The sequence below is a fragment of the Saprospira grandis str. Lewin genome (assembly GCF_000250635.1).
In the GTDB taxonomy this organism is placed as follows: domain Bacteria; phylum Bacteroidota; class Bacteroidia; order Chitinophagales; family Saprospiraceae; genus Saprospira; species Saprospira grandis.
On sequence record NC_016940.1, the window covers coordinates 677,359 to 689,976 of the forward strand.

Below are 12,618 nucleotides of genomic sequence, written 5' to 3' on the forward strand. Positions count from 1 at the left end.
GATTATTTTATCTTGGGTGTGTTCTTAATCTGTTCTCCAGAAAAAAATAACTTAATTGGTGCTATCTGAAATTCTTCACTATCTAATACAAAAGTCTTGTCTGCTTTTTTACTATTTTCATTAGTCTTAAAAGCCAATAAAAAGCCTCCATATTTAGACATATTATAACTTCTCTCAAACTGATATAAAGAGGGCTTTAAGCTATCTCCTCCATCTATCAATAGAATATCTTCGGCCATATCAAAAGACAAATACTGTAAGCGCCGTTTAGATGCAGCTTGATCATAGACCTGCCAATTGAGAAGAGTTGTGCCTTCTTTCTCACGATCCCTAACCCTCAGCCTTAAATAGTAGTACTGTAAGTCTTTATAGGCTGATCGCTCCTTATCTAAATCTAGATTCAAAAACTCTTCTTCAGAATTTGTTTTGAGAAGAATTAGTGCGTCTGAAGGCCGATAGGCTAAATCCAACTCTAAACCAGCAACTACTTTTGTTTTGCGTAAGCCATTATCTGGATCATCAATATAATCTAGATAGTCTTTGGCATCTATTTCTTTAGTTGTACAAGAACCAAAAGCAAGAAATAAAATACCTAAACAGCTATAAAGTATCTGTTTTTTACACATTACTTCCCTGCATATTTTTTATTGATGTAGGCAATAACATCTGCTGTAATATCTTCAGCCTCATCAGCATACATTAAAGAGCCATTAGCAGCAGACCCAAATACATAGTCATACTGTTGCTCCTTGCCATACTCAAAAACATATTGGTTAATCTGTGTCCACAACTGTTCTTGATAACGCTGTTGATCATTAGCTGTTTCTTGGTTAAACTGCTGCAACAACAAGTTATAGCGCTTTTCTAGCGTTTTCATCCGAACTACTGCATCTTCATCTAAATCACTTGCAGCCATAGCAGATATTTCCGCTTTAATTGAATCTAAAGCTTGCTGCCGATGACTGCTTTCAGCTCTATGTTTAGCATCTAGCTCCAAGGTGCCCTGAAACTCTTCAAAAAGCTTAAAGTTATTTACATAGGCTAATTTAGGGCCCTGATTACAAGCCGCTAAGCTCAAGGAAAAAATTAGTATTGCAACTACAGCTTTAAACTTATTCTTTACATTCCACATGTCTACTCAATTCTAAACCTTAAGAAATAATCAATTCCCTGATTTCCCTCTACTTCTAATATATAATACTTGTTAGCGCTTAAAGAAGCTGCTGTTAGAGGAAGCGTCAACCAGTTAGTTCCTCTCGTTAAATCTATAGTTCCTGTATCTGCTAGCTGGCGATTCCAAGCATAAATTTTATAGCTCAACTGTTCTCCAGCTAATAACTCATAATCTTGATCAAATCGAATTCTTAAACTATCATCTGTAACGGAAACATAACCTCCATCTAGCTCTTCTTTCAACTCGTAATAAGGTAAACCCGCTACAAAATCTGCACAATTATATGTTGTCGCTCCTGTGTTAGGGCTAGGATCTGGATCTTCACAAATTGTACGTACTCTAATGCGATCTATAGCAGTGGCATTTCCAATTAAGCCCGTATAGAAAAAACCCTCATCAGCTGATGTAAGTACTTGAGGCTCCCCTATTTCTAACCCATTCTTATAAAAATGTACCTTTTCTTGATCAAGCCCTAACTCAATTCTATCTCCTATTTGCGTTTTATTCTGAGCCGTATATATAATCTCCTTATTTTTATAAATATGTACAGCTGTTCGACCTAGTTCTAAATAGTAATCTCCATCTTGTTGCTTAAAGCCTAAACCTACATAGCTTTCACTGTCTGTACCAAAACTATTTAAATTTACAGACAACCCCAGAAGCCCCAGATTTCCTAAATCTGACCTAGGATCATAGGGCAGCTTGCATAAATCTCCAGGAACAATGAGCTTTAAAAAGCTAGCCGTTGTTTTTGTTGCTGTATTCGAAGTTAATACTCCTGAAGAATAACTCAAAGACTCTTCTGTTTCTACATCCAAATAGCAAGCACCAATTGTTGAACTATTTTCATATACCGCTAAAACCTCATCCGCCCCTAAAGCATAGTTAAATATCTTCAACTCATCTAACTTCCCCTTAAAGTACTTTGTCTGATTAAATCGCATTCCTATCACTGCGCTCTCTTGAGCTGTAGCATAATGAGGCGGACAATTGGAAGGTATTGAGGTTGTTGTTATTAAAACGCCATCTACATAAACTTTTCCTTCCGTACTGCTTCTTGTATACAATACATGATGCCAATTGTCATTTTCAGCAGTTCCCGTAGAGGCCGAATAGGCAACTTGCGGATTAGAACAGTTGGTCCAACCATAACCCGTAAATCCAGACTGTCCATAATAATTATTAGCTACATATAGCCCCTGATCACCATTAGCCCCACCAATAGAAATTATTGGCATATAGCTTTTATATGAAACTGGCTCTGCTTGAACCCATACAGAATAGCTATACTCTGCAAACTTTAATGCTTGTAAATTAGATAATTTTAAATAGTCATCCTGGCCATCAAAATAGTATGCACTGCTATCCCGTCCATAACGATCAGTTGTGGGAATAGCTCCGTTTATCGTAGCAGAATGGTTAGCATACTGATCATCTCCTGTTCCATTCATCCTGAAGTATGCAACAGCTCCTGTTTGTGCTGAAACCAGCTGCCCGATTAAAAGCATTGCTACTGAAATCCATAGTTTATTTCTCATGTTCTTCTTTCCCGCTGTTTACTAGTTTTGGGTCTATGTTTTATCTACTAATTGGCTAAATCATAATTGTATGTAGCCGAATACCGTCCGTCAACTGATTTCAAACGCAATCTTATATATAAGGGATATGGCCTAGATATCCGATCTAACTGAAACTCCCAAACATTAGCTCTTTTCTTGATTAAGCGTGACCGCCCATTAAGCGCTCCTTCTTCCAAAGAGATAGTACGGCTGTATACATTATTTTGGCCCTGACTACGTCCTATCTTTAGCTCTATCTCTTCTACTAAATCACTACTTAATAACTGAATTTGTAGTTTTAAGTCTCCCTTGGCCTGATTACAACTCAATGCCGAATGATGTAAAGAATCTATAGAACATGCTGGCTGCGCCCCAGCTGAACACTGAAAATTACAGGCAGTCAAATACCCTTCTATATTCACACAGCGCATCTGCTCAAAAGCCTGCACCTGCTGTAAACTATCCCAACGAGCTGAATCAATTGCAGCCTGAGCTAAACTATCTGGATGCTGTGCCTTCAACATTGATGTGGAAAATAATAAAAATAGAAGCACAACAACTATTTGAGAAGGGCAGAAAGTCTGTTTCTTCGTCTTCATTTATTTTAGGTTTTATTCGTTCTATGGTCGCAAAAGTAATTATTATTCAAAAAACTACTTAAGCCAAGTCACAAATAAAGTATCTTACATTAAAAAACAAACTATACTTAAGACCAAGTACGACCTAATATAGACTTATCAGGCCTAATATCTTTTTTTAAAAAAATATTAGGCCTGTCACAAAACAAAAAATACATCTACATTCAATACTTTAAAACCCTATAGATGTACTCAATTGAAATAATGGTAAATACATCGCCACTAAAATAACAGCAACCATAAATCCTAAGGCAACAATCAAAACAGGCTCTAACAGACTGCCAATAATAGCCGTTCGCTGCTCTATTTCTTCATTATACTGCTCTGCCAAACGCCCAAACATAGGCCCCAACTGGCCTGCCTCCTCCCCTACTCGAATAAGCGCCAAAAACTGATTGTTAAATATAGTTCCCTTTCCCAAAGCCTCGGCTAAAGTATCTCCCTGTAATACCTTCTGACTAGCCGATTTTAATACTAGCTCTAAAGGATAAAAATCAATCATCTGATCCAATAAATCCATAGCCTGCAACAAAGGCAAACGCGCCCCTAACAATAAAGCCATAGATTGAGCAAAACGAGCTAAATATATTCGCTTGATAATCGGCCCAAAAATAGGCAGAAACAACAGTATATTCGCCCGCCATTTTCGCCACCAAACCGCCTTTTTTTGACTATATAAAAATATAATTAACCCTAGCAGCAAGAGCAAAACATAGCCCCCATAACGACTGCTATAATCCGAAGCCTGCACGACCAAACGCGTCAAATAAGGCAATTCACTACCAAAACGCTCATAAATCCCCGAAAACATGGGCACCAAATAACGCAGCAAAAAGAAAAGCGCCAAAAAAGAAAAACTCATAACAAAAATAGGATACGATAAAGCAGAAATAAGCTGCTGCCGATACTTTAAACTCTTCCTGAAAAAAGCCGCCAAATCCTTTAATACAGCCTGTAACTGACCCGATTCTTCCGCAATCTGAATACTATAACACTCATAAGTCGAAAATACAGACAAACGCTGCATAGCCTCAAAAAAACGAGCCCCCGAAATGATTTCCTCTAATAAACGCCCTAAAATCTCTTGCTCCTTTTTCTTCTTTAAATTCTCTTTCAATAATTCTAAGGCCGTCTGCAAATCTAAACCCGCCCGCAATAATAACGCTAACTCCTCATAAAAAGCTTGTTTTCTCTTAGCCGAAAAAGCCCCCCCAAAACTAATATCCTTATTCATGAAGGCCCAAAAAGAACTAGAGCTTTCCTCTTTTTTTTTCTCCTTTCGCGCTAATTTGATTCCCATTGATCCCTGTTTTTTTGGCTCCTAACCCTAAATACAAAATCCAAATCTTCTATTTCCCAATCTAAAGCATCTACTGGCCCATTTTCCTCCCGCAAAGCCTTCTCCCAATACAAACGCAATGCTTTTGTCTCGCAAAATACAGTATCTACTTTGGCCTCCATCTCCAGAATTTGCCGACAAACAAAATCTCGCTCAAAAGAATAAGATAACTGCAGACTATCCATTTCCAAAATTAACCGCTGCTCCTCCCAAATAGCACTCCGACTACGCACAAAATCAGTCTGCAAGATGGCCCGAAAAGCATCCAATTCCAAAATTGCCTCCGTCTCTCGCTCATATTGACGATACAATTGATCCATTATCTGATGAGCTAACAACCCCATAGACAATACAAAGGTAGCCAACAACATCACCAAAATAAGCTCTACTAAAGTAAATGCCGCATATTTTTTCATCTCCTATTTTTTTGGGGCTTGCCCGCCCAAAGGGCGGGCCGGGCTGTGTCGCAGCTCGCTGTTCGCTCGGCCCTGCGTTTTTTTCGCTGCGCTCAAAAAACTGGGTCTGGCCTGCGGCCACTGCTATCCATCCCTAAGCCGACGGCCCTTCGGGCCTTTTTACTGTAGGTTGAAACCTATAACAACAATGGACTTCAGCCCATCTGCGAAAAACCGTTCAGCAGCCGAAGAAAAACGCCAAAAGAAGAAAGACTGTTGGGCGGCCTAGCGATGGTAGGCAGTGCGGCAAAGCCGCAGACCAAGCAAAAACTTGTTTTTTGCGCAGGGCCGAGCGAGCAGCGAGCTGCCGGACGTAGCGCCGACGAGCGAAGCGAGGCGGAGGCCCCAAAACAAGCATTTAATCCACAGGCCAATATAACCACTGTTTATCGATTCGCAATTCTTCTTTATGCGCATCCAGAACGGTTAGTTCTAAACGATAGAGATAAGGCGCATTTTCTTTCTGCCATTTCTGTTCAATGATAAAAGGGGGGCGATCAAACTGCTGATTTTCTGAAGGTCCCTGCTCCAAAGCTGTCGTTCGGATATCTTGCAAGCAAAGTTCAATTAAAGATTGTTGCTGTATGGCATCGGCTTTTAGCAATTGTATATAAAATTTTAGTCCGAAGGCCAAGCTAATAAAAATAAGTAGTAGGGCCATCATGCTCTCCAATAAAGAGGTGGCCGGCACTTTTTGCATTACTCTAAGCATTTGATAATTCCTCTTTTTTTGGGACTTCCTTCCTTAAAAATATCCGGCAATAAAAAATGTTCTGGACGTTTTTCCAATTCAACTTGGACGTTAATCAGATAATTTTCATAAACCGCTGCAGGCGTTTTCAAACTCAGTTGTCGAAGCATGAGCTGCCCATCAATATCGGCCTGCATATCTAAGTAAACATTGCTATAAACAAATCCTCGGACTTTGCTCCTTGGCGCCAAACGATGCCTAGAGCGGCCCATAGACGGGCTATATTCTTCTTGAGAAATCCAAATCCCCTCTAAGATAGAAGCCGAATCTAATTCCAAAAAACTGGCTTGCTCAGCCAACTGATTGCGATAAATGGCTAAAACAGAGGGATATTTAAGGCGGCAGTTTGCCTGTACGATAATTGTATCGCTAGCAATAGCTTGAACACTGCCCTCAAAACCCGACTCAAAAATAATATTGGGCGCTTGCAAGATGACCTCTTCTAGTTGAGCCTCTTTTCCAACATAAATTGCTTTTTCAGCTCGAATGAGTAAGGCTCCTTTTAAATTCTCATTTTGCAAATATAATTCTTCGGCTAAAATATATTTAGGCGTTTGTTCAAAAGAACAGTGAACTTTTGGGGCCAGACTGGTTTGCTGTTCAGGCAAAGTCAGCAGTTGGTCCAAATGCCTCAATTTGTCTAATGCTAAACGCGGTAAAAACTTACTGCTTCTTCGCTCCTCGCCATAAAGCAGTTGCCCCCCCTCAAACGGTTGACCCGCAGCCCGTCCTCCTTTTAATCCCGCTTTAGGCAAGTAAGCAGCTCCTCTCAACTGAGTTTTACCCGCCAGCATCAGCGGCTTTCCTCTATCCGCCAAATAGACTGCTGCATTCAAACAGCCTTCAGGCAGTTGCCCAACCAAATACAAGCGACTAAAACTATCTTGTCGATGAAAACTCCTAGCCCCTAAATAGTCATATATTCCCCAGCTTCGCTTAAAAAGACAAACGCTATCTTGAGCCCCTCCATACAAAGAAATACAAGATTCTATTTCTGTTTCTTGGGCCAATAAATAAGCAATGCCTGCATCTGCATTGCGAATTAACTGGCCTTGCAAAAACGACTTTGTCTGCAAAAAACGATGACTAGCGGACAACATCAAAAAAGCCCCTAGAATAATCGCAATCAGCAGACTCACCACAATGGCAAAAAGCAATGCCCGCCCGCTTAGTTTTTGCTTCATTCGCCTTCTTTTTTGCAGATCACCATCAGCTCAAAAGTGGCTTGATAATGATCTATATTCTGATAAGAAATATCGTCTATACGCTCTACCCAACTCAAGGCTTGCAATGATTTTTTCCAATCATTATAAAAGACCGACTTCTTAGAAATCCCCTTAATTCTAATAAGTCCTTGTTGATAATTTGGCGCCTTCCCTTCTCGCTCCGCCTTTTTATCTTCTAGCAAAGGAGCTATTTCTAGCTCTAATAAATGAATACTTTTTGGCAAGCTACTGGCCAACTGATCGGCGTAAAAAGATTGCTGACTTTTTTCGCCTAAGCTAGCTCCAGCTCCCAAATTTACCTGCTGTTCATAATCTTCTCTAAGCCGATCTCTTTCAGCAATTAGCTGTTGCTTTTGAGCTACTTCCAAACTCAAAGATTCATTTTCTTGCTCTAGCTGCCCCAGGTATAGATAATTGGCTAACAAACTAATGAAAAAGAAAGACAATAGCAGAGCAGTACTCAACTCTAGTAGCTTTTTGTACATCAATCGCTCCTGATTATCCTTCAATAAGGGAATATCCAAAGCCGTCTGTCTAACATCTTCTAAACCAATAAAGGCCAAAGCAGCTGCAGCCAACAAACGACTATCGAGCTGCTCATCGCCCAAGTTTAATTCTTGGGCTGTTCCCTCTTGCTTGAACAGTTCACTCAAGGCTCCATCTTCCAAAAAAAACTCATAATGATTAGCAGCTACTCGCTCCTCTTCCAGATAGGGAAATAAAGCGGTGGCCACAAAAGGCGCATAATTGGCATAGACGATAGGCAAGCCCGCCTCTTGAGCCAAATTCAATAAATTCAATAGCTCTTCTTTTCGCCCCAAAACAACTAACTGTCCCTCTTTTTTGGGAAAAAACTCTACTAAAATATCAGCTGCTTTAGCAGAGGGGAATATTGTCTTTAGGGCCTGCTCCTTATTTTCAAATGCTCGGTCAAAAGATTTGAAGATGAGCTTAGGGCTATTCCAGCCAAAAAATATTGGACAATCCTTTGGCAGCAAGGCCTTTAGTTCATCCCAACTCCCCAAGTTGGCCGCCTGCTGAACAATGCTTGCCTCCCCTTTTTTTTTGGCCAAAACTACAACTTGCAAACGGTAGCCCTCTTCGGTCCAAAAACATTCTACCCCAGCCAATTGCTTTGTAGATAATAACCAAGATGCCATTTTCGCTTGCATAATTAGTAGACTATTGTAGGTTTAATAAAAATAAGCAACTCGCTATCTGACTTTGTTTTCTTTCGGCTTCCCAAAAGATTAAGTAAGGGGATCCTTGCCAAAAAAGGGGCCCCTTTTGCACTTTCCTCTTTGCGTTTAGTGCTCAAACCACCCAATACAATCATTTCGCCATTGCGCACTCGTAAAGCCGACTCAAATGTACGAGAATACTGAGCTGGAGGTGCCCCAATTTGAGTTTCTCCAGTAAAATCCGACTGACTGACCGTAATATCTACTGTTATTTGCTCATCTCCAGATACCTGAGGCCGAATTCCTATAGTAAAATTGGCCTGTACAGACTTAAAGTTTATATCCTGTTGGGTCACGGTTCCTTGTACCCCCTGAACTGTCGTTCTAGTTTCCTGATAATAACGAGTTTCTCCCACAGTAAAAGTCGCTTCATGAGAGTTAAGAGTAGAAAGCTGTGGCCTTGATTTCGTTTTGATTAAACCAGCATCTTCTACAGCCCCCATCGAAACATAAAAATTGGGAACAACTCGCCCCAGATTGACAATTCCTCTCCCCGCTAAAGTATTTAACAAACGGTTGATGGTCTCTGCCCCAAAACTAAAAGATACGCCTGGCGTCAAGGTTGCCTGATCACTAGCAGGCGACTCGCCCAAGCCCATCTCTAAATTACTCTCATTGATTAAACTCCTTTGTACATCCAAAATAATCAACTCAATATTAACGACCGGAACCAGCTTATCTATAGACTGCAAAAAAGCCTCTATCTCGGCTACTTCAGGAGCTGCACCACTCAATAAAACAGCATTGAGCTCTAAAAAAGGTTGAATATCTACCCGCTCCTGCAAATCTGAGGGAATCACTTTTTCAATTTCTTGAGCCGATCGATTTTGTAACTGCACCACCTTTGCCGTTCGTAACCCTTCCTGCTCTCGATCTCCAATTAAATAAATCCCCTCCGATAATTTATAGGTTAAAGTCGTCCCCGTTAAAATATAATCTAAAAACTCACTATAGGTGGCATGACTCAACTTCATTGAAATAGCTGGATTAGAAGCCGTTCCATTTTGCTGTCGATTATTATTATTACGACCCCTTTGTTGCCCTCTGCCCCTATTGGCTCCCCCTTCTTCAAATAAAAAGTAATTTTGGCCCAACTCAATAGAAACAGCCTGAATAAGGTCTAGTAGAGGAATATCAATGGCTTCTATATCTAAATATTGTTCTTGACTGAACGAGTCTGTTGTAACAAGCATAGAAAGGTTTTGGATGGCCTGATAATCAACTCCAGCCCCCATACTTAAGCGGTTTTTTGTATTCTTATTTTTGGCCAATGTCGGATCACCTTCCTCTTCTTTCAAGGCCAAATAAAAAGCCCCTTCATCCGTTTTACTCAACTGTAATTCATTGGCCCGAGCCAAAAGCCTCAGGGCATCTTCAACCTCAGCCTTTTCTACAAAAACCGAAACCGCCAATTGCTGGGCCTTTTTACTCGCCACTACATTTTGCCCCGTCGATCGTGTAATGGAGCGCAATAACTTATCTAAAGGCTCAGCCTTAGCGTCTAAACTCAATTTGTTGGTATACCCATTATACTTGGCCAACTCTTTTTCCTTGGGTATGGGAAGCTCTTTTTTGTACGGAAAAACCGTAATGATAGAACCCGAAAAGGCTAAATCCAAATCATATTGCCGACAAAGATAGAGCAGCAAATCCTTAATCTTAACCTTAGAAAAATTACTAACAACCGCCTGCTGCAACTGCGGATCTATCGTAATATTAAGCTTAGTTTGCTGAGCTACCGCCGTGATAATCTCACTAACCGTCCCCAAAGCAGAAATATCTATTTTTTTGTTCAAATTTGTCTCTTGCTTAGAAAAACGATCTAGCTGTTCCTCCAACAACTCAAACCGATCTTCACCCAATTGTGCCTGCACAGCAATATGGCCCACAAGCATCAAGAGTAAGAGTAACAGACCTTTTGTTTTCATCTTTTTGTTTTTTTCTTTTGGGGCTGCCCCTCCCTACGGTCGGGTCGGGCTGTCTCGCAGCTCGCTGTTCGCTCGGCCCTGCACAAAATTCGCTACGCTCATTTTGTTGGGTCTGGCCCTGCGGGCCACTGCTGCCCATCCCTCAGCCATAAAAACGCCCTTTGGGCGTTGAAAGGCGGCCCAAGGCCACAGCCAAAAGCAAGCTTTACTAACTACTTGCAGCCAAAATAGGATAAAGCTCTCCTATTGTGCTCTCTCCAGCCACTAAAAGCTTTATAGCCGCTTCCGCCAAGCTTTCTACTCCCCTTTCCTGAAGTAATGTTTTTACGTTAAATGATTTATTTTTAATGTGTTGGGCCAAATCTTCATCTATTCGGATAACCTCATAAATAGCTTTTCGACCTTTATAACCCGTGTAGTTACAGGCTGCACAACCTTTTGCTAGATAGTGCTGACTAATTTTTTGTTTTAAGGTATAGCTATAAGGCAACAACTCTGGTCGAAATGCCTCTGCTTGTTTACAAGCGGGGCAGAGTAAACGAACCAAGCGCTGAGCCACTGCCGTATTCAAGGTATCGGCTAGCAAATAAGCGGGTACACCCATATCTACCAAACGGGCCACAATTCCCCAAGCAGAGTTGGTATGAATGGTAGAAAAAACCAAGTGCCCCGTTAAAGATGCTCTAATCGCCATTTCGGCTGTAGACCGATCTCGAATTTCCCCCACCATAATTACATTGGGATCTTGGCGCATAAAACTTCGAATACTACTAGCGAAATCAAGTCCAATAGCCTCTTTGAGTTGCACCTGATTGATTCCCTCCAAAGTATATTCGATAGGATCTTCAATAGTAATAATATTTCGGCCCACAGTATTGAGTTGATGCAAACTAGCATAAAGCGTTGTTGTTTTTCCAGATCCTGTTGGTCCACTAATCAGTACCAAACCTTCTGGCATCATCATGCCTTCTTGATAGCGTCTGAGGCTTTGAGCATCAAAACCGAGCTCCTCTAGCTTCATTTGGCTGCTATTGTTGCGGAGCAATCGCATAACTACTTTTTCGCCATAAAGTGTGGGCAAAACAGAAACTCGAATATCTAGTTTTTGCCCGCCTTCTTCTAGAAAGATTCGGCCATCTTGGGGCAGGCGTTTTTCGGCAATATCGAGTTGGGCCTTAATTTTAATTTTATTGATTAAGCTAGGGTAATCTTTCTTTTCCAAGCTATATCGTTCGATCAATTCGCCATCTATTCTCAGGCGGATCCGTGCTTTTTTCTCATAGACTTCAAAGTGAATATCGCTACTGCCAAGCTCTTCAGCTTCTAGGAGTAGGGAAAGCAAGCTATCTTTTGTAGTGCTTAGTTTCTCTTGTTTTCGGTGGCTTTTATCGCGGCGATAGTGTTGGCCCAGAAAGGGGTGCAAAACAGCCTTGGGTAAGGGGTAAAACTGAACCGTTTGGCCCAATAAGAGTTCTAATTCTAGGGCCAAAGCAGTCAAGTCAGATTGATCTTCGGCCACAGCGGCATGTAAGCCCTTTTCATCTTCCTTAAATAGGATCAGCTGATAGCGCCAAGCTTCTTCATCGCTAAGGCGTTGCAACAATTTTCTGTCAATTTGTTGAAGGCGATCTTCCCAGTCTATCATAATCAAGTATTTGGTGGAAAATGGGCCAATGGCCTAGCGATGTGTAGGGGTGGCCCGCAGGGCCAGACCGAGGCGCTTTGCGCCGAAGGGCCGAGCGAGCAGCGAGCCCCGAAACGTAGCGCCCGCCGAAGGCGGGAGGCCCCTAAAAAAGAGCTCCTATCCTATCCATTGGTAAAAAAAGGAATCGTTATACATAGAAAAGCTAGTCCATTGCTCTAAGAGTAGATAAAAAATGAGGAAAGCCGACATACTGCCAGCCAAGGGGATACTTTCTTTGGACCAGCCCAGGAGGCTAGAAAATAGCAGATAAGCAATTAGGGAGCCTGCAAGGCTGATGATAAAGAAAAAGATAAATTGGAGTGGGGAAAACAAGCAACAAAGGGGAAGAAAAAACAGAAGGTCGCCTAGGCCAATTTCGCGATTAACGATACTGTAAAGGCGGGCATTTTTGAGTAGAAAATATAGTTGTAGCATAACTAGTTGGAGGCTCAGCAAAAGTAAATTGAAGCCTATAAATCCGTATTGGATGTAGCCTAGTTGGTAAAATTGCTTGGCCAACGCAAAAAAGAGCAGCAAAACTGGCAAAAAAGCGTAAATGGCTCGCTCTTTAAAATCTTGGTATAAGACAGCGCTTAAAAAACAGATAATTAGCCAATTCATGG

General features: G+C 41.3%; 12 protein-coding genes. All 12 read right to left on the reverse strand.

The window, feature by feature from the left end:
• Positions 1 to 2 precede the first annotated feature (2 nt).
• Entirely contained in the window at positions 3 to 626 is a 624-nt protein-coding gene (locus SGRA_RS02890) for a hypothetical protein (RefSeq protein WP_014373654.1), read from the reverse strand.
• The gene (locus SGRA_RS02895; RefSeq protein WP_014373655.1) at positions 626 to 1,132 is read right to left on the reverse strand and encodes an OmpH/Skp family outer membrane protein; all 507 of its coding nucleotides are present in this window, start codon (positions 1,130 to 1,132) and stop codon (positions 626 to 628) included. The genes SGRA_RS02890 and SGRA_RS02895 overlap by 1 nt, the downstream gene beginning before the upstream one ends.
• Before the next feature lie 2 nt (positions 1,133 to 1,134).
• Entirely contained in the window at positions 1,135 to 2,712 is a 1,578-nt protein-coding gene (locus tag SGRA_RS02900) for a LamG domain-containing protein (RefSeq protein WP_041329460.1), read from the reverse strand.
• A 47-nt stretch (positions 2,713 to 2,759) separates the two neighbouring features.
• Positions 2,760 to 3,257, reverse strand: a complete 498-nt coding sequence (locus tag SGRA_RS02905) for a hypothetical protein (RefSeq protein WP_245538625.1) — start codon at positions 3,255 to 3,257, stop codon at positions 2,760 to 2,762.
• Positions 3,258 to 3,543: 286 nt separating this feature from the next.
• The gene (locus SGRA_RS02910) at positions 3,544 to 4,671 is read right to left on the reverse strand and encodes a type II secretion system F family protein (RefSeq protein ID WP_014373658.1); all 1,128 of its coding nucleotides are present in this window, start codon (positions 4,669 to 4,671) and stop codon (positions 3,544 to 3,546) included.
• Positions 4,656 to 5,126, reverse strand: coding sequence for a PulJ/GspJ family protein (locus SGRA_RS02915; RefSeq protein WP_014373659.1), 471 nt, complete (start codon positions 5,124 to 5,126; stop codon positions 4,656 to 4,658). The genes SGRA_RS02910 and SGRA_RS02915 overlap by 16 nt, the downstream gene beginning before the upstream one ends.
• A gap of 397 nt (positions 5,127 to 5,523) precedes the next feature.
• Positions 5,524 to 5,877 carry a hypothetical protein gene (locus SGRA_RS02920; RefSeq protein WP_014373660.1) on the reverse strand — a complete coding sequence of 118 codons (354 nt, stop codon included), beginning with the start codon at positions 5,875 to 5,877 and terminating at the stop codon, positions 5,524 to 5,526.
• Positions 5,865 to 7,100: a hypothetical protein gene (locus SGRA_RS02925; protein WP_014373661.1), complete on the reverse strand. Its 1,236-nt coding sequence runs from the start codon at positions 7,098 to 7,100 to the stop codon at positions 5,865 to 5,867. The genes SGRA_RS02920 and SGRA_RS02925 overlap by 13 nt, the downstream gene beginning before the upstream one ends.
• Positions 7,097 to 8,314, reverse strand: coding sequence for a hypothetical protein (locus tag SGRA_RS02930; RefSeq protein ID WP_014373662.1), 1,218 nt, complete (start codon positions 8,312 to 8,314; stop codon positions 7,097 to 7,099). The genes SGRA_RS02925 and SGRA_RS02930 overlap by 4 nt, the downstream gene beginning before the upstream one ends.
• Before the next feature lie 2 nt (positions 8,315 to 8,316).
• Complete coding sequence (locus SGRA_RS02935; protein ID WP_014373663.1) at positions 8,317 to 10,311, reverse strand: type II secretion system protein GspD; 1,995 nt, start codon at positions 10,309 to 10,311, stop codon at positions 8,317 to 8,319.
• Between the two features lie 208 nt (positions 10,312 to 10,519).
• Complete coding sequence (locus tag SGRA_RS02940; protein WP_014373664.1) at positions 10,520 to 11,956, reverse strand: GspE/PulE family protein; 1,437 nt, start codon at positions 11,954 to 11,956, stop codon at positions 10,520 to 10,522.
• Positions 11,957 to 12,112: 156 nt separating this feature from the next.
• Entirely contained in the window at positions 12,113 to 12,616 is a 504-nt protein-coding gene (locus SGRA_RS02945; protein ID WP_014373665.1) for a hypothetical protein, read from the reverse strand.
• Positions 12,617 to 12,618 lie beyond the last annotated feature (2 nt).

Bases quoted from the DNA above. Each gene is read 5' to 3' on its own strand.
- SGRA_RS02935 (WP_014373663.1), bottom strand. From the start codon at position 10,311: ATGAAAACAAAAGGTCTGTTACTCTTACTCTTGATGCTTGTGGGCCAT.
- SGRA_RS02895 (WP_014373655.1), bottom strand. From the start codon at position 1,132: ATGTGGAATGTAAAGAATAAGTTTAAAGCTGTAGTTGCAATACTAATT.
- SGRA_RS02910 (WP_014373658.1), bottom strand. From the start codon at position 4,671: ATGGGAATCAAATTAGCGCGAAAGGAGAAAAAAAAAGAGGAAAGCTCT.
- SGRA_RS02930 (WP_014373662.1), bottom strand. From the start codon at position 8,314: ATGCAAGCGAAAATGGCATCTTGGTTATTATCTACAAAGCAATTGGCT.
- SGRA_RS02920 (WP_014373660.1), bottom strand. From the start codon at position 5,877: ATGCTTAGAGTAATGCAAAAAGTGCCGGCCACCTCTTTATTGGAGAGC.
- SGRA_RS02890 (WP_014373654.1), bottom strand. From the start codon at position 626: ATGTGTAAAAAACAGATACTTTATAGCTGTTTAGGTATTTTATTTCTT.
- SGRA_RS02940 (WP_014373664.1), bottom strand. From the start codon at position 11,956: ATGATAGACTGGGAAGATCGCCTTCAACAAATTGACAGAAAATTGTTG.
- SGRA_RS02900 (WP_041329460.1), bottom strand. From the start codon at position 2,712: ATGAGAAATAAACTATGGATTTCAGTAGCAATGCTTTTAATCGGGCAG.
- SGRA_RS02925 (WP_014373661.1), bottom strand. From the start codon at position 7,100: ATGAAGCAAAAACTAAGCGGGCGGGCATTGCTTTTTGCCATTGTGGTG.
- SGRA_RS02905 (WP_245538625.1), bottom strand. From the start codon at position 3,257: ATGTTGAAGGCACAGCATCCAGATAGTTTAGCTCAGGCTGCAATTGAT.
- SGRA_RS02915 (WP_014373659.1), bottom strand. From the start codon at position 5,126: ATGAAAAAATATGCGGCATTTACTTTAGTAGAGCTTATTTTGGTGATG.
- SGRA_RS02945 (WP_014373665.1), bottom strand. From the start codon at position 12,616: ATGAATTGGCTAATTATCTGTTTTTTAAGCGCTGTCTTATACCAAGAT.